General features: G+C 58.8%; 17 protein-coding genes. 15 read left to right on the top strand and 2 right to left on the bottom strand.

The window, feature by feature from the left end; genetic code table 11:
* Position 1 precedes the first annotated feature (1 nt).
* From ACKTS9_RS07115 to ACKTS9_RS07090, 6 genes are all read left to right on the top strand, one after another.
* Complete coding sequence (locus tag ACKTS9_RS07115; RefSeq protein WP_407879843.1) at positions 2-1,759, top strand: histidine kinase; 1,758 nt, start codon at positions 2-4, stop codon at positions 1,757-1,759.
* The gene (locus tag ACKTS9_RS07110) at positions 1,731-3,299 is read left to right on the top strand and encodes an AraC family transcriptional regulator (protein ID WP_407879841.1); all 1,569 of its coding nucleotides are present in this window, start codon (positions 1,731-1,733) and stop codon (positions 3,297-3,299) included. Before ACKTS9_RS07115 ends, ACKTS9_RS07110 begins: the two co-directional genes overlap by 29 nt.
* Positions 3,300-3,416: 117 nt before the next feature.
* A complete protein-coding gene (locus ACKTS9_RS07105; RefSeq protein ID WP_407879839.1) occupies positions 3,417-4,763 on the top strand; it encodes an ABC transporter substrate-binding protein in 1,347 nt (448 codons plus the stop codon).
* Positions 4,764-4,794: 31 nt separating this feature from the next.
* The gene (locus ACKTS9_RS07100; protein ID WP_407879836.1) at positions 4,795-5,679 is read left to right on the top strand and encodes a carbohydrate ABC transporter permease; all 885 of its coding nucleotides are present in this window, start codon (positions 4,795-4,797) and stop codon (positions 5,677-5,679) included.
* A gap of 12 nt (positions 5,680-5,691) precedes the next feature.
* Positions 5,692-6,537, top strand: a complete 846-nt coding sequence (locus ACKTS9_RS07095; RefSeq protein WP_407879834.1) for a carbohydrate ABC transporter permease — start codon at positions 5,692-5,694, stop codon at positions 6,535-6,537.
* Between the two features lie 73 nt (positions 6,538-6,610).
* Positions 6,611-7,231, top strand: a complete 621-nt coding sequence (locus tag ACKTS9_RS07090; protein ID WP_349214494.1) for a hypothetical protein — start codon at positions 6,611-6,613, stop codon at positions 7,229-7,231.
* Positions 7,232-7,270: 39 nt separating this feature from the next.
* Here the strand turns inward: ACKTS9_RS07090 and ACKTS9_RS07085 are convergent, their stop codons facing one another.
* Positions 7,271-7,774, bottom strand: coding sequence for a pyridoxamine 5'-phosphate oxidase family protein (locus ACKTS9_RS07085; protein WP_349214495.1), 504 nt, complete (start codon positions 7,772-7,774; stop codon positions 7,271-7,273).
* A 142-nt stretch (positions 7,775-7,916) separates the two neighbouring features.
* Between ACKTS9_RS07085 and ACKTS9_RS07080 the strand changes: the two genes are divergently transcribed.
* The 9 genes from ACKTS9_RS07080 to ACKTS9_RS07040 all read left to right on the top strand — a co-directional run bounded on the left by ACKTS9_RS07080 (position 7,917) and on the right by ACKTS9_RS07040 (position 17,090).
* The gene (locus ACKTS9_RS07080) at positions 7,917-8,411 is read left to right on the top strand and encodes a hypothetical protein (protein ID WP_407879831.1); all 495 of its coding nucleotides are present in this window, start codon (positions 7,917-7,919) and stop codon (positions 8,409-8,411) included.
* Positions 8,408-9,742, top strand: a complete 1,335-nt coding sequence (locus tag ACKTS9_RS07075) for a hypothetical protein (protein WP_407879829.1) — start codon at positions 8,408-8,410, stop codon at positions 9,740-9,742. Before ACKTS9_RS07080 ends, ACKTS9_RS07075 begins: the two co-directional genes overlap by 4 nt.
* Before the next feature lie 34 nt (positions 9,743-9,776).
* Complete coding sequence (locus ACKTS9_RS07070; protein WP_407879827.1) at positions 9,777-11,708, top strand: BMP family ABC transporter substrate-binding protein; 1,932 nt, start codon at positions 9,777-9,779, stop codon at positions 11,706-11,708.
* Entirely contained in the window at positions 11,705-12,343 is a 639-nt protein-coding gene (locus tag ACKTS9_RS07065; protein WP_349214500.1) for a metallophosphoesterase family protein, read from the top strand. The genes ACKTS9_RS07070 and ACKTS9_RS07065 overlap by 4 nt, the downstream gene beginning before the upstream one ends.
* Positions 12,344-12,441: 98 nt before the next feature.
* Positions 12,442-13,071 (top strand): DedA family protein, encoded by a 630-nt coding sequence (locus tag ACKTS9_RS07060; RefSeq protein ID WP_407882089.1) that lies wholly within the window; start codon positions 12,442-12,444, stop codon positions 13,069-13,071.
* 22 nt (positions 13,072-13,093) lie between these two features.
* A complete protein-coding gene (locus ACKTS9_RS07055) occupies positions 13,094-13,810 on the top strand; it encodes a tRNA threonylcarbamoyladenosine dehydratase (RefSeq protein WP_349214503.1) in 717 nt (238 codons plus the stop codon).
* A gap of 106 nt (positions 13,811-13,916) precedes the next feature.
* Complete coding sequence (locus ACKTS9_RS07050; RefSeq protein WP_349214504.1) at positions 13,917-14,309, top strand: BlaI/MecI/CopY family transcriptional regulator; 393 nt, start codon at positions 13,917-13,919, stop codon at positions 14,307-14,309.
* Entirely contained in the window at positions 14,299-15,852 is a 1,554-nt protein-coding gene (locus ACKTS9_RS07045; RefSeq protein WP_407879823.1) for a M56 family metallopeptidase, read from the top strand. The genes ACKTS9_RS07050 and ACKTS9_RS07045 overlap by 11 nt, the downstream gene beginning before the upstream one ends.
* 110 nt (positions 15,853-15,962) lie before the next feature.
* Positions 15,963-17,090, top strand: a complete 1,128-nt coding sequence (locus ACKTS9_RS07040; RefSeq protein WP_407882087.1) for a murein hydrolase activator EnvC family protein — start codon at positions 15,963-15,965, stop codon at positions 17,088-17,090.
* A gap of 32 nt (positions 17,091-17,122) precedes the next feature.
* On the opposite strand, the gene ACKTS9_RS07035 is transcribed toward ACKTS9_RS07040, so the two are convergent.
* On the bottom strand, positions 17,123-18,427 hold the full coding sequence (locus ACKTS9_RS07035) for an MATE family efflux transporter (protein ID WP_407879821.1): 1,305 nt from the start codon (positions 18,425-18,427) through the stop codon (positions 17,123-17,125).
* Between the last annotated feature and the right edge of the window lie 95 nt (positions 18,428-18,522).

Raw genomic sequence — 18,522 nt, 5'->3', positions numbered from 1 at the left:
TGTGAAAAAAAAGGCCAGTTTGCGGCGCACATATTACGGCGCGTTTTTCCTTTTGACGGTACTGCCCCTGTTGGTGGCTGCCTGCGTGGGACTGGGCTATTTCTATCGCATGCAGCTGTCCGACGCCCGGGAGACCATTGAGCTTCAGCAGAAATCCGTCTCCGACACCCTTCGTCAGGAAGTGCAGCAGGCATCGCTGCAGCTTTCGCATTTTCTGCTCTCGCCGGAAGGAGACGCGCTGTCTCTGGTGCAGCAGCTGCCCCAAAGCGCCGGCGAGCGGTATGAAATTCAATCGGCTTTGGACGATACCTTCGGATATTACCGGCTCACCGGCCGCCGCCTGGCGGCGCTGCATCTGTACCTGAAGGACGGGACCGCCTATGAATTGTACACGGCTTTGGCTGTGCCGCGGCAGAATGTAGAGGAAATGGACTGGTACCGTCAGGCGCTGCAGCAGCCGGAGCGGGTGGTGGTAGGCGCGGCTGCGCCGGATACCTTGATCCACGCCACCAATCGCCCGGGAAAAATCCTTCTGACTGCCGCCATCAGCATGGGGGATGAGGGCGGCGCTTTGGAAGAAGCCTGCCTGTACTTTGAAACCGAGGCCGAGGCGCTGATGCAGGGATATGACACACAAAATCCCGCGACCCGGATGTTCCTGCTGCTGGACGGGCAGGTGCTGGCGGGCGATGAAGCCTACCGCGATGCGGCAGTGGCCTTTTGGAATGACCCGAACGGGGCCTACGATGGCATGGACTGGTGCATCACCACGCCGGTGGCAAGCACGGGCCTGTGTGTTCTGACGCTGGTGGACAACCAGCGGCTTTTGGCGGGAGTTTACCAGGCGGGTGCATTGCTGCTGGTGGTATTTGCAGTAATTTTTGCGCTGTACCTGGCTTTTTCCATCTTGTTTTTGAAACGGATTCTGGACCCGCTGAACAGTTTGTACGACGGAATGAAGCGGCTTCAGGCGGGGGATTTTTCCCACCGGCTTGCCCCGGACGGCCATCGGGAACTGCGGGAACTGATGGAGTGTTACAACGACACCGGCGCCCGGATGCAAACGCTGACCGAAGAGAACCGGCGCAGGGAAGAGGAGAAGTATCAGGAAGAGCTGAAGGCGCTGCAAAGCGAGATCAATCCGCATTTTTTGTTGAATACCATCAACACCATCCTCTTTATGGCGGACATTGCCAAGTTCGATTCCATCCGGGATATGGCCGCCAACCTGATGAGCATTCTGGATTGTGTGCTGCGCAACCGCAGCCGGCGCTATACGCTGGCGGACGAGGTGCGCCTTCTGGACGCGTACATTCAGATCATGGAGGTGCGCTACGGAAACAGCTTTGCGGTGAACAAGGAATTTACCCCGGACAGCCTTTCCTGCCGCCTGCCCAAGCTGCTTTTGCAGCCGCTTGTGGAAAACGCGATCTTCCACGGTCTGGATGGCCGCGAAGACGGGGTGATCCAGCTGACCGGCCGTGTGGAGGAAGGCGTGCTGCACATCTGCGTGCGGGATAACGGCGCCGGAATGACCGACCAGCAGGCGCGCGCCTGTCTGGCGGGCCCCAAAAAGGAGACGGGTCACTCCATCGGCCTGTGGAATGTGCAGCGCCGGCTGAAACTGCAGTACGGCGAACAATACGGCCTTGCGGTGGAGAGCGGGCTGGAACAGGGCACCTGTGTCCGCGTGACGCTGCCCGCGCAAATGGATGAAAAGGAGGAAGGCCATGCTGCGAGCGATGATTGTGGACGATGAGATGATGGTTCGCACCGCCCTGGAAAAGATGGTGGACTGGGAGGCCGAGGGCTTTGTGCTGGAGGGCTGTTACCCCAATGGTCAGGCGGCGCTGGATGCGCTTTCCCGCCGCCCTGCGGACCTGATTTTTACCGATATCCGCATGCCGGTTTGTGATGGCCTGGAACTGATCGACCGGGTGCACGCCATGGGCCTGTCGCCCTACATTGTGGTCCTCAGTGCCTTTGACGACTTCCCGCAGGTGAAACAGGCGTTCAAAAAAGGCGCGTCGGACTATGTGCTCAAGCAGGAGATCACGTCGGACAGAATGCTGGAGCTGGTGCGGGAAGCAAAGGAAAAACTGCCCGCCGGCCCTGCGGAAGAGCCGGCAGCGGAAGCACTGCCCAATGTGAGCGCGGTTTTCGGAGATGTGTTTTTTCACAATGCAGATCCCCGGTCTCTGGGAGATTTGGAGCAGGGATATGTGATCGGCTGCTTCTTTTTGGATGAAGTGTACCGGGAGCTGCCGCGTCTGGGCGGGGACGTGCATGCCACGCTGACGCAGCCGCTGACCCGGCTTGTGATGCAGATGCCTCAGATGAAGCCCACGGACGGCTTCTATTCGCTGGATGTCTCCCGCCATTTTCTGTTTTACTCTCTGGCGCAGCCGGGCCGCACGGCGGACAAGGCGCGGGCGTTTTTTTCTCTGGTGCAGAAGGCGTGGAAAAATTACATGAACATCTCCTGTACGGTGGGTGTGGCCATTCCCCACAAGCGCCCGGCGGAAAACTTTTACACCGTGCTGGAGCAGGCGGAGACCAACACCACGCTGCGTTACGTTCTGGGGCCGGGCCGCATTTACGACGAAAGTTATTACGCGCGTTTTGACCCCGTGACAGCGCTGCGTCAGGCCAAAAGCTGCATGCCGTTTATTCGGGCGGTGATGAACGCAGACTTCGCCGGGGTGGAGCGCTACAAGACCGAACTGGTGGGGGCCATGCAGGACCTTCCGCTGGCACAGGGCCAGTCGCTGGCGCTATTGTACCTGTACAACCTGTACTATGAAATGGGTTTTTACGATATGCAGATCGCCTATAAACTGGGCCTGGATCATCAGCTGTACGACCGGCTGCACAGCATCGAGACCCAGCGGGATCTGGTGATTTATTTCACTTCGGCATTGCGGCGGATCATGGAATATTTTGAGTCCAATTACGACCAGCGCTTCCCGGATTCCGTTTTGAAGGCAAAACGTTATGTGGATGACAATTACATGCGGGCGGACCTGTCTCTGAAAGAAGTGTCGGAGCACAGCGGCTACAACGAAAAATACTTCTGCACTTTGTTTAAAAAGAGGTTTGAGGTTTCCTATTCCGATTACGTGAACCAGCTGCGGGTGAGTGCGGCCAAGGACCTTTTGGAAAAGAGCGCCATGCGCATGTATGAGATCGCCGATGCAGTGGGTTACAACAACGTGGAACACTTTATGCGTGTCTTCAAAAAGGTGACGGGAGTCACGCCGAAACAATACCGTAAAGAAAATGTAAAAAAATATCAATAAAATAAACTCCGCGTCATTTTATGGCGCGGAGTTTTTATGGTATGCTCAATGATGTCACCGGGGTATCCGGTGTGTGAAAAGGACTCTGAACAAACAATTTTAGGAGGAACCAACGCAATGAAAAAAGTTTTTGCAACTGTTTTGAGCGTTTGCATGGCGGCTGCCCTGTTTGCAGGCTGCGGCGCAAGCACGTCCAGCAGCACGGCCGCGTCTTCTGCCGCGTCCGGCAGCGCTGTGGCGGAAGGGGAGCTGGATCCCAACATCAAAGCGACCCTGACCTTTGCGACCTGGGACAACGAGGCCATCGATTTTTATGAGGAACTGGACCTGGAAGGCCGCTTCCAGGAGCTGTATCCCAACGTGGATCTGGAGATCGAAGAGTTCAAGGATGACGCTGAGTACTTCAACCAGATGAAGATCCGTGCTTCTGCCAACGAACTGCCCGACCTGATGTATCTGCAGACCCGTTACTTCTCTGTGTACGGCGACTACATGCTGGATTTGAGCGACACCCAGGCTGCTGCCAACAACGTTCTGGCTGCGGACTGCGAGTACAACGGCAAGGTCATCGGCATTCCCGAGAAAATCTCCAGCGACTATGTGTACTACTGGTCCGACCTGTTTGAGGAAGCCGGCGTGGAAGTTCCTCAGACCTGGGACGAGTTTGTGACGGTCTGCGAGACCCTGCAGAACTACTACGGCGCGGACGATCCCTCCTTCATGGCCATCGGCATGGGCGCCAAGGACAGCTGGCCCATGTATCCGCTGATGGAGTACTCTCCGGCCAGCTTCTCCGGCAACGGAACCTACTGGGATTACATGGCTACCGTGGACGAGCCCTTTGCAGAGGGCGAGCCCATCCGTGAGGCTTACACCAAAGTGTACGAGCTGCTGAGCAAAGGCGTTCTGGGCAGCGATCCCCTGGGCCTGGGCTATGACCAGACTCTGAGCCTGTTCCTGAACAAACAGGCCGGCATGATGATCGACAACTCCATGGGCCTGGCCAAGATCAAAGCCAGCGGCGTGGACCTGACCGATCTGAAGAGCTTCTATGTGCCTTACACCGGTGAGGACGGCACCATCAACCACATCGCGCAGGGCGACTTCTTCATGGGCGTTACCACCAACTCTGAGAATCCTGAGCTGGCGAAAGCCTTCCTGGAGTTCTACTTCAACGACTTCTACCCCGACTATGTGCAGAAACTGTCCAGCGACAGCACCATGACCACCGCTGAGAAGGCGAAAGATCCGTACATGGCTTATGCGGACGAGGTGCAGACCAACGTCAACATCGTAGCCTACATGGGCGGCGCGGACGACTACACTGCCATTGTCAACGAGTGCAAATTCGACTACAACAAAGTCGGCACCGAGATGCTGACCGAGGGCTTTGACCTGGAAGCCGCGTTTGATAAGCTGAACGCGGACTGGTCCGCCGCCCGTGAGAAACTCGGCATGGAATAATCGATCCATTGAAACTGAAGAGGACAGCTATATGAAGTCGATCAGAAAAAGCAGAAACCGCTTCATCGTCTTGTCACTGGCCATTCCGGTGATCTTGCTTTTGATGTTTGTGGTTTATCCTTCCGTTGATCTGGTCGCCATGAGCTTCACAAGCTGGGATGGAATTTCCCCACACCGCGATTTTGTCGGTGTGGGGAACTATGTTGATATGTTCACGAAATCGCCGGACCTCTGGCTTTCGCTGCGCAACAACTTCATCTACCTGGCTGTGCACATGGTGATGATCCCCATTGAACTTTCCATCGCGGTGATGATGAATACCAAATTCAAGGGCGCGGGCCTGGTCAAAACCATTGCCTTTTTGCCCTTCATCATCAACGGCGTGGGCATGTCGTATGCATTTTCCTACTTTTTCTCGCCGGTCAACGGCGCGTTCAACGACATTCTGACCAGCCTGGGCCTGAGCAGCTGGATTCAAAGCTGGCTCAGCGACCCGAAGGTGGTCAACTTTGTGCTGGCATCCGTCTCAGCCTGGCGGTTCAGCGGCTATCATATTGTGCTGTTTTCCACAGGGCTTACGTCCATCCCCACCGAGGTGATGGAGGCGGCCCGCATTGACGGGGCCAACGCCTGGCAGCAGCTGTGGCGCATTCAGCTTCCGTCCATCTGGCTGGTGTTCAGCTTCGTCATGTTTGACTGCATTCGCGGCACGCTGCAGTGCTTCGACATTCCGTTCATCATGACCAACGGCGGACCGGGCTATGCTTCGTCCACGTTTACGCTGTACACCATCGACACCGCGTTCAAGTACAACAGCTTCGGCATGGCGGCCACCATGGCGGTAGCCATCATGGTCATCGTCATCCTGGTCTATCTGTTCCAGAACGTGGTACTGAAAAAAGTTTTCCGGCAGTAAGGAGGATGCGTCATGAATCTGGACAAACTCAAACGCATTCTCATCCTGTGCGTGAAATATCTGGTTTCCGCCGTCATCATTGCCGCGGTCATCGGACCGCTGCTGGTCACGCTGTTCACTTCGGTGAAAACACAGGTCCAGCTGGGCAATACCTCCGCGATCCTGCCTCCCGCTTTGGGCGAGTGGACCTGGGACAACTACGCCGAGGTTCTGGGCGCAAAGCTTTTGCCGGACGCCTTCAAAAACACGGGCATCATTCTGGTCATCAGCATCTTTTTCAACGTACTGTTCGGCTCTGTGACGGCCTACTGCCTGCAGCGCTTTGAATTCCGTTTCAAAAAGCTTATTATGGGCTGCTTCTATCTTGGAATGATGGTTCCCACCTTTGTGGTGGAGATCGCCCGTTTTAAGGTCATTCAAAGCATTGGCCTGTACAACACGCTGGGCGCCCCCATCATCATTTATGTGGCGTCGGATCTGATGCAGCTGTACCTGTACATGCAGTTCGTCAGCAAGATTCCCAAGGCGCTGGACGAGAGCGCGCTGATTGACGGATGCGGCTATTTCCGCATTTTCTACCGCATTATTTTCCCGCTTCTGATGCCGGCTACCGCCACGGTCATCATCATCAAAATCGTGAACATCGTCAACGACATGTATGTGCCTTATCTGTATATGCCCAAGACGAAGCTGAAAACCCTTACCACCTTTTTGATGAACTACGCCGGTGCGCAGCAGGGCTCCTGGCCCACGCTGGCCGCCGCCATTGTGGTGGTGCTGATTCCCACGGTCGTCCTTTACCTGATCTTCCACAAGCAGATCACCGAAGGATTGAGCGCGGGCGCAACAAAGGAATAACGACGCACCCGGGGCTGCCGTTTTTCGGCAGCCCTGTACGCGCCGAATACGACTGATTTTCAGGAGGTTTTTTATGAGCGAGTTTATGTCTTACGATCCCTGGTCCGAGATCACGACCCGCAATGGTCATGCCGGTGATGAGATGGTGGCGATGCTGCAGAAAGCGATCCGCCGCGGAAAGGAAGAGGACGCGCTGCACGCTGCTTATGAGATGTACATCACCAGCCCGCAGTTTGAGGAGAAACTGTGGCGCCGCCTGCTGTGCATCAGCGTGGAGGACATCGGATTCGGCAACCCCGAAGCACCCAACCTGATCTACACGCTGTTCAAAATGCGGCAGGAATTCCCCTACAACGACGGCGACCGTCCCATGTTCTTTGTGCATGCCATCCGGTATCTGTGCCGTCAGAAGAAAGAGCGTTCCAGCGACCATGTGAAAAACCTGCTCATCCACGAGTTCGAAGTGGGCGAGAAGTTTGAAGTGCCCGACTACGCGCTGGATATGCACACCCGCCGCGGCCGTGCCATGGGCCGGGACGTGTACCACTTCCTCACCGAGGCAAGCCGTGTGGAGCCCTATTATGAGACTGAGGGCGCTGCGGAGATCTATGAGAAATACAAAGCGCTGCTGGAAAGCGAAGACAAGGGCGAAAAATGCCCCACCGCTTTCGAGTTCAACTCCTGGCAGTATTAAAAAAGAAGGCTTCGAAGCAATCGCTTCGAAGCCTTTTTCTCATTCCACGCCGGGCACGTCCACGTGTTTGAGCTGGCCCTTGTTGGCCTTTCCGCACAGATCGGAAAGATCCATGCGAAGAATCACGATGGCGGGCATGCCGCGCATCATGCGGTCATAGGCCGGACAGTCCAGATGGTCGGGACAGTATTTTTCGGTCAAAGCGCGTTTGGCACGCAGGCGCTCCTCCTCGCTTTCCACCACATGCACCGTGCCTTCCGCCACGCAGCTGGCAAAATAAATGGTATACTCCGCCGGGGCGGTCTTGCTGTGCAGCACGCAGGTGAAGCAGGCCCGGGCATCCCGCTGCAGATTGTCCAGCTTCTGCCCGGCGCGGGCGCAGTGGAAATACAACGCGCCGTCCAGATACACAAAGGCCATAGGCACGCAGTAAGGGCTGCCGTCTTCGTTGATCGTGGACAAAAAGCCGGTGTCGCTCTCCTGCAAAATGCGGACCGCGTCCTCCTGGGATGTCTTCCGGTCCACTCGTCTCATTGGACGCATGAAAAATTCCTCCCGTCAAAAAATGTCTCTGGTTCTCATTATAAAGTGCATGAAAAGATTTGCAACCCCTGATTCTTGACAAACGGCGGGGAACATTGGACAATAGAACAAGAACGCGGCGCAGCCGCGCAGGAGGTCTTTTATGCAGCAATTTGTCCCCGCGAAAAAGCGGGTGGTTGTTTTTTTGTGCGCGCTGGCGGTTTGCGGCGTGGCGGCGTTTACGCTGCTGTGGTCCTGGGGGCTGCGCGCGGTGAGAGTGCTGGACCCGGCCGAATATACCCAGCAGGCACCCGCCGGCTTTGTGTTCGACACGGCGTGTTCCCTTCAGGACGGTGTGCTCTGTGTGGACGGGTATGCGGCGGTGGAAGGCGAGCGCTTTGAATCCGTGGACACCCGTGTGGTGCTGTATCATGCAGAGGACGACACCTATATCCTGCTGTCCACCCAGATGGTGGAGAGCGAGGCTGCCCGGCAGGCCACCGGCCTTCCGCTGGCACAGTACGGCGGCTTTTCCGCGCGGGCAAAGGCGTCCGGGCTGGAGCATCCGGCCGAAGAGTACGAGATTTGTATCGCCTACCGCAACGATGGGCACAATGCGCTGGTGCACACCGGCCGCAGAGTGGAGGTGGCGCAATGAAACAGCGCAGCCTTTGGCGGGATGCCCGCCTGCCGTACCTGGTGTTGCTGGCTGTGATGCTGGCGCTTCATGCCCAGTGGACACTGGGCACCGGGGACGACCCCATGTATGCTACCATGCTGGAAAAATATTCTCTGTGGGACTTTTCCCTCTGGCATTATTCCACCTGGTCCGCCCGTACACTGGTGGAGGCGGTTCTGTGCATCGTGGAATCCTGGCCCACCTGGATCTGGCGCCTGGCGGATCCGGTTTTGATCACGCTGGACGCGTGGCTGGCCGCCCGCCTTCTGAATGCGCACCGGTCGGCCCGTGTGGGATGGATGGCCGCCGGCCTGCTGCTTTGCTATGACTGGGCGCAGCTGTCCAGCGCCGGCTGGGTGTGCACCACACTGGTGTTTGTCTGGCCGCTGACTGCCGCCCTGGCCGCGGCGCAGCCGCTGGCCCGTGCCTTGCGGGGCGAAAGCATCCCCTGGTGGAGCGCGGCGGGTTCGCTTTTGCTGATGCTGTATGCCGCCAATATGGAGCAGGTCATGGTCGTGGCGGGTGTGTGCCTGGCAGGACTGCTGGTGTGGCATGCCGCAGCGCGCCGCCGGCCCCATTGGCTGGTGTGGGCGCAGCTGGCGGTGGTGGCGGCCAACGGCGTGTATGCGCTGACTTGTCCGGGCACTGCGGCCCGGGCTGCGGGCGAGGCCACCAGCTGGTTTATCGATTTCGGCATGCGAGGCTTTTTCCAGAATGCGGAGCTGGGCATTTCCAACGCGCTGTCCGGTGTGATCTATGCCCGGGAAATGACATTCTTTTTGATGTGCGCGGCTCTGTGCTGCGGGATCTGGGCCCGGTACCGCTGCTGGGCGGCGCGGCTGATGGGACTGTTCCCGGTCGCCGCGGTGCTGGTTTTGGGCGTTTGGGGCCAGCCGCTGACGCAGCTGTTTCCCAAATTGTCTTTCTTCAAAAACGGGCTGACGGTCAAGGGAACCGTCACGGTGGTGACCGCCTGGGAATGGAAGCGGTATTTGCCGTTCCTGTTTTTGTGCGCGGTGTTTGCCGTGTGCATCGTCAACCTTTATCTGGCGCTGGGCCACAGTGCCCGGGCCTGGGCAGCCGGCACAGCGCTGTGCGGCGGTTTTGCCTCCCGGGCCATGCTGGGCTTCTCTCCGACCGTGTGGCAGTCCGGCGACCGAACGGCATTTTTCTTTTTGATGGCCTGCCTGTTTGTCACGTTGTGCGTATGGCAGAGCCTGGAGGATACGAAGCGGCGCTTTCAGCGTCTCTTGGCCGTGCTGGTGGTGCTGTGTGCCGCGGGTACGACGCTGTCGCTGATCGGCGCATAAGTGAAAATGAAACATTGAAAGCGAGGGGTTTGCTTTGTACTATGTAGAAGATTATCGCAAAGCCATGCGACAGGGCCAGCGAAATTATCGTGAATGTGTCAGCAAGGGCATCTATCCCTATCTGCAGGTGCTGGACGATCTGCTCAAGCAGGTGGACGTGGAATATGAGCAGCCCATCGGCGTGGTGGAAATTCCGGCCGACCGCATTGTGGGCACCAAGGCGAAGGGCCGCCGGGCGGCGTTTTCCCGCTCCTTTATGCCGCTGCTGAAGGACGACAGCGAGTTTGCCTTCAAGTGGATGAATCTGTATGGCATTCAGATGAACGAGGGCATCCGCGACCCCATCAAGGTGTATGAGTTCATGAACCGGTTCTATGTGCAGGAGGGCAACAAGCGCGTCAGTGTTCTGAAATACCTGGGTGCCACCAGCATCTGGGCCAACGTCACGCGGATTGTGCCCGTTCCCACGGACAGCAAGGAAAACCGGATTTATTATGAATTTATCAACTTTTACGACCATACCCAGCTGAACTATTTCTGGTTTACGGAAGAGGGCGGCTTCACCCGCCTTCTGGAGGCCACCGGCCCCACGGACCGCCGCTGGACGGAGGCCGAACGCAAGGAACTGGCCTCGGTGTATCTGCGGTTTGCGCCGGCATTCCAGGCGGCCGGCGGCGAGAAGCTGCCCATCACTTCCAGCGACGCGCTGCTGGCATATATCAACGTGTACGGTTACGACGCGGTCAAGGAGAAAACCACTCAGAAGATGAGTGAAGATCTGTCCCGCATCTGGAAGGAAGTGCTGGTCCTGACCGAGCAGGATGCCGTGGAGCTGTCCATGTCGCCCACGCCCGAGCAGTCCCGCAGCCTGTTCAACAAGATCCTGCCCATGGGACCGTCGCATTTGAAGGTGGCGTTTTTGAACGAGCGCACACCGGCAACGTCCGCGTGGACTTATTCCCACGAGTTTGGGCGCAGCCAGCTGGAGGAGACCTTCGGCGACCGGGTCAAGACGCTGACCTTCAACGATGTGTGTGTGGGCGAAGATGCCCAGCAGAAACTGGAAGAGGCGGTGAAGGCCGGCTGCGACGTAGTGTTCACCACCACGCCCAAACTGATGGCAGACTGCCTGAAAGCGGCAGTCAAGTATCCGCAGGTGAAGTTCTTGAACTGCTCGCTGAACATGACTCACCCGGATGTGCGCACCTATTACGGCCGCATCCATGAGGCCAAGTTCCTTTTGGGAGCCATTGCGGGCGCCATCGCGGACGACAACAAAATCGGCTATGTGGCCACCTATCCCACCTATGGGATGACGGCGGGCATCAACGCTTTTGCACTGGGCGCGAAAATGACCAATCCCCGGGCAAAGGTGTATCTGGAATGGACCGCCGTAAAGGATTGTGATGTGGACGCCTCTTTCCGGGAAAAAGGCGTGCATGTGATTTCGAACATCGACCTGCGCGCTCCGGACAGCGATGCGCCCCGGGAGTTCGGATTGTACCGCATCGCCGAAGACGGGCAGGAGCAGTATCTGGCCATGCCCTTCTGGCATTGGGGCGAGTTTTACATCAAAATCATCCAGAGCATTTTTGACGGGCGCTGGAAAGAGGACGGCGACCAGTCCGGCACACACGCCATCAATTACTGGTGGGGCATGTCTGCCGGTGTGGTGGAAGTGATCGTCTCCCGCAGCCTGCCGGAGGGCACGACCCGGCTGGTGGAACTGCTGCGCAAGGCCATCAGCTCCAGTGAATTCGAACCGTTTGCCGGTGTGATCGTGGACCAAAGCGGTACGGTGCGCCTGAAAGAGGGCGACCGCTTTGAGCCGGAAGAAATCATCGGCATGGATTGGCTGGTGGACAACGTGGTGGGACAGATCCCCGAGTTCGACCAGCTGATCGATGCGGCAAAGCCCATGGTCTGCCTGCAGGGCGTGACCAAAGAAGGGGAGGGGGAAAAATGAAGGTTCTGGCCATTGCGGATGAGGAGTCCAAGTATCTCTGGGACTTTTTTCAGCCGGAGAAACTGAAGGACATCGATCTGATCCTGTCCTGCGGTGACCTGAAAGCGCAGTATCTGGATTTTCTCGCCACGTTCAGCCACGCCCCCATTCTGTACGTCCATGGGAATCACGACGAGCCATACAAAAAGAATCCGCCCGATTCCTGCAGCTGCATCTGTGTGGAAGACAAGATCTACAACTATTGCGGCCTGCGGATTTTGGGCCTGGGCGGCTCCATGCGCTATCGGCCCGGGCATTTTCAGTATTCCGAGCGTGAGATGTGCCTGCGCGCCGCACGCATGAAATACGCTTTGTGGCGCAACAAAGGGTTTGACATTTTGCTGACCCATGCGCCCGCCCAGGGCATCAACGACGGAACGGACATGGCCCATCGCGGCTTCCAAACATTCAACGATTTGATGGACCGTTATCAGCCCGCGTTTTTTGTGCACGGCCATGTGCACATGAATTACGGGCAGGACATTCCCCGCCGGACACAGCGGGGGGCCACTACGGTCATCAACGCCTACGAGCGGTATGTGTTCGATATCCCGGTGGACATGCTGTCCATTCCGGGCGGCTTTCCTAAAAAATGAGACAGGGCCCGCGCACCGGGGACGGTGTGCGGGCCTTTTTGGCATCAGCTGGCCTTTCGCCGCATAAACATGGGCGAGGAGGGATGGCTGTGCAGCAGATGGTGTTGGATGTATTGGGACATTTCGGTGCATGGGGCGTGTTTTTTCTGATTGCGGTGGAAAACCTGTTCCCGCCCATTCCCAGCGAAGTGATTTTGACGTTTGCGGGCTTTCTCACCAGCTGCACGGCATTGACGGTGCCTGCCGTGATCGCAGCGGCTACCGGGGGAAGCGTGGCCGGCGCGGTGATCCTGTACGGGCTGGGCCGCGCGCTTTCCCCGGCCCGTCTGAACGCGCTGCTGTCCGGCCCGGCGGGCCGCCGTCTGAAGCTGGAACAGGAAGATGTGCAGAAAGCGGCGGACTGGTTTTCCGCCCACGGCTGGCCCAGTGTGCTGTACTGCCGTTGCATCCCCATTTTGCGCAGCCTGATTTCCATTCCGGCGGGTATGGCGGGGATGCGCTTTGTGCCGTTCCTTGTGTTGACCACGGCAGGCAGCACTGCCTGGAACCTTCTTCTGGTGGGCCTTGGCGCTCTGGCCGGTGAAAACTGGCCGGTCATCACCGGCGCGCTGGCACAGGTTTCCGATGCAGTCAAATGGATTTTGGCCGCGGCGGCGGTGGGCGCTGTGCTTTTTCGCACGGTTCGAAAACGCAGAATTGACGCAACACGCTCTTCCGGGGTACAATAAACCCGAAAGGCGGGAGAGCAATATGGAAGAAATGTCGGCGCGCAGCGCCCTGCTGCTGGGTTGGCCGGCCGTGGAAAAGCTGGCGGCCTGCCATGTGGCCGTGTTCGGCGTGGGCGGCGTGGGCGGCCACGCCGTGGAAGCCCTGGCCCGGGGCGGCGTGGGGCATATCACGCTGTTTGACAGCGACGAGGTGAACGTCACCAATTTGAACCGGCAGCTGGCGGCAACGGTGGATGCCCTGGGACAGAAAAAGGTGGATGTGATGGCAAAGCGCATTCACGCCATTCGCCCCCAGACGTGCGTCACGGCCAACGCGGTGTTTTATCTGCCGGAAAATGCAGGGGAGTATCCCCTGACGGAGTACGATTACATTGTGGATGCCATTGATACAGTCAGCGCCAAACTGGAGCTGATCTGCCGGGCCAAAGCGGCGGGCGTTCCCATCATCAGCGCCATGGGCTGCGGCAATAAACTGGACCCCACCCGTTTTCAGGTGACTGACCTGTTTAAGACCAGCGGCGACCCGCTGGCCCGGGTCATGCGGCACGAATTGCGCAAGCGGGACGTGCACAGCCTGAAGGTGGTGTACAGCACCGAGCCTGCCCGCACGCCCATGGCCGGCGGCGAGAGCAAAGGCACGGCAGGCCGCCCGGCCCCGGGCAGCGTCAGCTTTGTGCCGGGGGTTGCAGGTATGATTTTAGCCGGTGAGGTCATCAAGGATCTGACCGGTGTTCGATAAAAGAGGCTTCGGCCTCTTTTTTTGTTCACAATTTTTTCATTGACAAATGTAAACGAAAGGCGTAAAGTGGATTCAACGACAAATGTAGATGAATGGAGGGGACAGGATGGAACAGAAACTGGAACGTTTGCCGGATGCCGAGCGGGATGTAATGCTGGTGCTGTGGAAGTACCACAGCCCGGTGCGCACGGCCCGCATCTGGCAGGATGTGAGCCAGACTCATGACTGGACGCTGAGTACGCTGAAAGTCCTTTTGGGCCGCCTGACGGACAAGGGATTTGTAGAGCTCACCCGGCAGGGGCGGTTTACGCTGTATCAGGCGCTGGTGAGCGAAGCAGAGTACCGCAGACAGGAGACAAAGGGCCTGCTCAGCCGCTATTATCAAAACTCGGTCAAGAGTATGATCGCGGCGCTGGTAGAGGAAGAAACTCTGTCCGGAGAGGATTTAAGCGAGCTGGAAGAGCTGATCCGAAAGGCAGGGAAAACCCATGATGCGTGATTTGTTTTACACCAGTCTGGCACTTGTTCCCTGGACCGGCGGCCTGATCGTGGGGCTTTTGCTGCTGCGCCGCTGGGCGGGCAGGCATATTTCTCCCCACTTTTTCCACCTGGCGTTTCTGGTGCTGGCACTGCGGCTGGCCTTTCCGGTGGATGTGAGCCTTCCCGCGGCGCCTGTGCAGGTGGAAATGCCCGCGGCCATCACCGTGGCGGCGGACGCGGAGACGGCCCAACCCGTGCCCCGGACCGCGCAGCCGCAGCAGAAGACGGAACAGCAGGCGGTTTCTCTGGATTTGTCCGCTGTGTGGGGTCTGCTGCCTTATGTGTGGGCGCTGGGGGCGGTTTGCACACTGGGGCTTCGGCTGGGTGCTTACGGGGTGTACACCGCGCGCCTGCGCAGCCGGCGCGTTCCGGCAGAGGACAGCCTGCAGGCGATGGCCCGGGCCGAGGCCGGGCGGCCTGTCCGTGTCTATCGGGCGGAGGAACTGTTTTCGCCGATGGCGGCGGGTCTTGTGCGCCCCGCGGTGTATCTGCCCGGGTGCCAGCCGGACCAAACGCTGCCCTATGTGATGGCCCATGAGATCCGCCATCTGAAACGGGGTGATCTGTGGTTCAAATTCCTTTTGATGATCGCCTGCGGTATGCAGTGGTTCAATCCGCTGGTGTGGCTCATGGCCCGGGCGGCCAACCGCAATCTGGAGCTGGCCTGTGACGCGCAGGTGCTGCGCAATCGGTCCACCGCGTACCGGCAGGCATACGGCATGGCCATTTTGGAAACGCTGCGCCGCGGCCGCGGCGCGCTGGCCTTGGCGGCGGGATTTTCAGGCGCGCCGGGAACCATGAAAGAAAGGGTGACAGCAATGTTTGACAAAACCAAAAAGAAAACGTTCGTTCCGGTACTGGCAGCACTGTGCATAGCAGTGGCGGCGGCCAGTGCGCTGGTGTCGTGCAGCGCCAGGGAAGCGGCTTCTTCGCAGAGCACGGCTTCCACTTCTGTGGCACAGAGCACATCGCAGCCGCAAAGCGCATCGCAGGCGGAAAGCGCATCCGCTTCCGCGCCGGACAGCACCGCCTCCTCTGCCGGATCCACTCCGGTTCTGACCGCGGAAGAGACCGGCTGGGTCTGGCCGGTGGGCGGAGAATATACGCTGAGCCGCTCCTTTGCGGAAAGCAGCCACCGGGGCGTGGACATTGCGGCGGACGAGGGAACGCCCATTTACGCGCCGGCAGCAGGCGTTGTGACGGCGGCGAAGAACGAAGTGGGCCAGAGGGACCAGGAATGGTCCATGGGGCTGTACGTGCAATTGGACCATGGCAGCGGGATGACGAGCCTGTATTCCCATTGCAGCAGCGTGACCGTGGAAGAGGGCGATACCGTTGCCGCGGGCCAGGTGATCGGCTATGTGGGCAGCACCGGCAATTCCACCGGCAACCATGTGCATATTGAGATGGAAAAAGACGGTGTTCTGCAAGACCCCATGGCCTATCTGCAGGCATCCGCTCCGCAGCAAAAAGAGCAGGCGACTTTGGAACCGACGGCGTGAGACAAAACAGATACACATGTAAAAAATGAGCGGGAACGGTTTACGGGCTGCGCGCTGTGTGCTATTCTGGTAACACAACACTGCTTTTGCGGCAGGGAGAGATGGATTTGGTGTGGAAAAAACGATGTGCGGCCCTGGTTCTTGCGCTGGCCTTGGTGCCGGCTATGGGCGCGGCCGCAGCAGAGACGCCCGCTGAGGAACTGGAGCGTCTGCGCAAAGAACAGCAGCAGATCGAGCAGAGCATTGAGGACGCGCAGGACGACATTGAACAGGCGGGGCAGCAGAAGGAACTGTATACCCAGAAAAAGAACAACATCGGCGCACAGATCGAGGCCATGAAGCTGCAGATTGACACCCAGCAGGCCCAGATCGAGCAGACACAGGCGCAGATCGCTCAAACCGTGACCCAGCTGGATGCCAGCCGGCAGAGATTTGAGGACCGGATGGTGAGCATTTACGAGATGAGCCGTCAAAGCAGCCTCAGTGTGCTGCTGGGGCTGGACAGCTTTTCCGAGATGCTGCGCTTTTCCGAAAACCTGCAGAGCATCGCGGTCAGCGATACGCAGATCATGGAGAATCTGCGCGCGCAGGAGCAAACGCTGGAGCAGCAGGCAGCGCAGGAACAGCAGCAGATGGATCAGCTGAACGCCTCGCAGGAGGAGCTGAAGCGTCTGGAACAGGAGTATGCCCAAGCGCTGCAGCAGGCGGATTCGCAGATGACCCAGGCGCAGGCGGAAAAAGAATCTTACGAAAAAGCCAGCGCTGAAAAGGAGAAAGAAATCGAAGAGGCCGAGCGCCGCTATGCCGAGTGGGCGGCCCAGGACGATAACCCCGGGGTGGATTTCACCGGCGGCGCCTTTGTCTGGCCGCTGCCGGGCTATACGCAGAATTCCCCCATGGGCTGGCGCACGGACCCCATTACCGGCCAGCAGAGTTTTCACCGGGGAACGGATATTCCGGCTCCCAAGGGAACGCGCATTTACGCGGCGGCTGGCGGCGTGGTGTCCACTCACGCGGATTCCAGCTATGGCACCTGTGTAAAAATCAGCCACGGCGGCGGGCTGGTGACCATTTACGCCCACATGTCGGCCCGGGCGGATGGCATCGGGGACGGCGTTGTGGTAGAACAGGGCCAGCTGATCGGTTACGTGGGCAGCACGGGGCGTTCCACCGGCAATCACCTGCATTTTGAAGCCAACCTCAACGGCACGCCGGTCAGCGTGTTTGACTATCTGTAAAACAAAAAGCGCACCCTTCGGGGTGCGCTTTTTCAGTTTGCAAACGTTCGGTTTCTCCAAAGCATCCAGCCCAGCAGAAGAACGAGGATGGCCTGCGCGGCGGGCGCGGCCAGCCACACGCCGTTCAGCTGTGCAAACAGCGGCAGAACATACAGGCACAGGGGGCTGACCACCAGTGGGTCGCCAAAAATAAAGATCAGGCTGCGCCGCGTCTGGTGGGTGGCGTAAAAATAAGAGGAAAACAGGCGGACCACGCCCCACAAAGGCAGGGACAGCGCTGCACACACAATGGCGAATTCAGACCCGGCGGCCGTGGCGGCCGAAGCGCCGAACAGCGCGGGGATCTGCCCCCGCAGAACAATCGAACCGGCGCACAGCGCGGTGCTGAACAGCAAAATCAGACGCAGACCACGCACCAGAAGCCGGTGCAGGCCCGCTTCATCGCCCGCGCCGCGGCAATAGCTGCACAGCGGCTGCATGCCCTCGCCGATGCCGGTGAGCAGGGGCTGAAGGCTGCCCAGCAGATAGCTGAGAATGGCATAGGTGGCTACGGCGCTCTGCCCGCCCCACCGCAGGCACTGCCAGTTGTTGAACAAAATCAGAATGCTGGCGGACAGCGACAGCCCGAAGGGGGAAAGCCCCGTTACCACCAGCCGGCGCAGCAGCGGCAGGCTGGGCACAAACTGCGCGGCACGCATGGGGTGCTGCTTTTGAAAGACCAGGCAAACCAGCTGAAATACGGCGCTGAGGAACTGGGCCAGCACCGTGGCCATGGCCGCGCCGCGCATGCCCATGTCCAGCGGCATGATGAACAGCCAGTCCAGAAAAATATTGCACAGCAGCCCCATCACCATACCTGCCATGGCGCTGATCGTGCGGCCCGCACCCCGCAAAAGCGGGTTCAGGCCGCTGTTGAACACCTGTGCGGCGCAGCATAAAACCACGACCTGCACATATTCTTCGGCAGGGGCGTACAGCTGGTCCCGGGCACCCAGCCAGACCAGCAGCGCCGGATAGGTAAACCAGAGAACCACCGTCAAAACCAGACTGGCAATGCCCAGACACAGCAGTGCGTTGCCGCGGGCGCGCAGAGCACGGGCCTCGTCTTTTGCGCCCAGGGCCGAGGCCAGCAGCACGCTTCCGCCCGAACCGAGCCCCAGCCCGGAAGCCTGGATCACCGCCGCGATGGGCCACAGCAGATTGATGGCGGCCAGGCCGGTGTCGCCCATGCGCTGGCCGATGAAAAATCCATCCACAATAATAAAAAATCCAGTCAGCATCTGAGACGCCATGCTGGGAAGTACGTAGCGCCAGAATTTGTTTTGCACAGAGCTCATACCAACCTCCGCCGGTTTTGTCAAAGGGTCCCAAACAGGAACGTTTCCATCATAACACGGCGCCGGGCAAAAATCCACGTCGCGGTTGAAAAAAG

The organism is Owariibacterium komagatae, assembly GCF_045865535.1.
Classification (GTDB): Bacteria; Bacillota; Clostridia; order Oscillospirales; family Ruminococcaceae; genus Ruthenibacterium; species Ruthenibacterium komagatae.
The sequence above is the reverse complement of the archived record's forward strand: the minus strand, read 5'-3'. Positions and strand labels throughout refer to the sequence as shown.

What these genes read in the sequence shown, in the direction of transcription:
- ACKTS9_RS07035 (WP_407879821.1), bottom strand. Translation starts at nt 18,427, where the DNA reads ATGAGCTCTGTGCAAAACAAATTCTGGCGCTACGTACTTCCCAGCATG.
- ACKTS9_RS07085 (WP_349214495.1), bottom strand. Translation starts at nt 7,774, where the DNA reads ATGCGTCCAATGAGACGAGTGGACCGGAAGACATCCCAGGAGGACGCG.
- ACKTS9_RS07060 (WP_407882089.1), top strand. Translation starts at nt 12,442, where the DNA reads ATGGTGTTGGATGTATTGGGACATTTCGGTGCATGGGGCGTGTTTTTT.
- ACKTS9_RS07080 (WP_407879831.1), top strand. Translation starts at nt 7,917, where the DNA reads ATGCAGCAATTTGTCCCCGCGAAAAAGCGGGTGGTTGTTTTTTTGTGC.
- ACKTS9_RS07045 (WP_407879823.1), top strand. Translation starts at nt 14,299, where the DNA reads ATGATGCGTGATTTGTTTTACACCAGTCTGGCACTTGTTCCCTGGACC.
- ACKTS9_RS07075 (WP_407879829.1), top strand. Translation starts at nt 8,408, where the DNA reads ATGAAACAGCGCAGCCTTTGGCGGGATGCCCGCCTGCCGTACCTGGTG.
- ACKTS9_RS07090 (WP_349214494.1), top strand. Translation starts at nt 6,611, where the DNA reads ATGAGCGAGTTTATGTCTTACGATCCCTGGTCCGAGATCACGACCCGC.
- ACKTS9_RS07110 (WP_407879841.1), top strand. Translation starts at nt 1,731, where the DNA reads ATGCTGCGAGCGATGATTGTGGACGATGAGATGATGGTTCGCACCGCC.
- ACKTS9_RS07065 (WP_349214500.1), top strand. Translation starts at nt 11,705, where the DNA reads ATGAAGGTTCTGGCCATTGCGGATGAGGAGTCCAAGTATCTCTGGGAC.
- ACKTS9_RS07050 (WP_349214504.1), top strand. Translation starts at nt 13,917, where the DNA reads ATGGAACAGAAACTGGAACGTTTGCCGGATGCCGAGCGGGATGTAATG.
- ACKTS9_RS07105 (WP_407879839.1), top strand. Translation starts at nt 3,417, where the DNA reads ATGAAAAAAGTTTTTGCAACTGTTTTGAGCGTTTGCATGGCGGCTGCC.
- ACKTS9_RS07055 (WP_349214503.1), top strand. Translation starts at nt 13,094, where the DNA reads ATGGAAGAAATGTCGGCGCGCAGCGCCCTGCTGCTGGGTTGGCCGGCC.
- ACKTS9_RS07100 (WP_407879836.1), top strand. Translation starts at nt 4,795, where the DNA reads ATGAAGTCGATCAGAAAAAGCAGAAACCGCTTCATCGTCTTGTCACTG.
- ACKTS9_RS07095 (WP_407879834.1), top strand. Translation starts at nt 5,692, where the DNA reads ATGAATCTGGACAAACTCAAACGCATTCTCATCCTGTGCGTGAAATAT.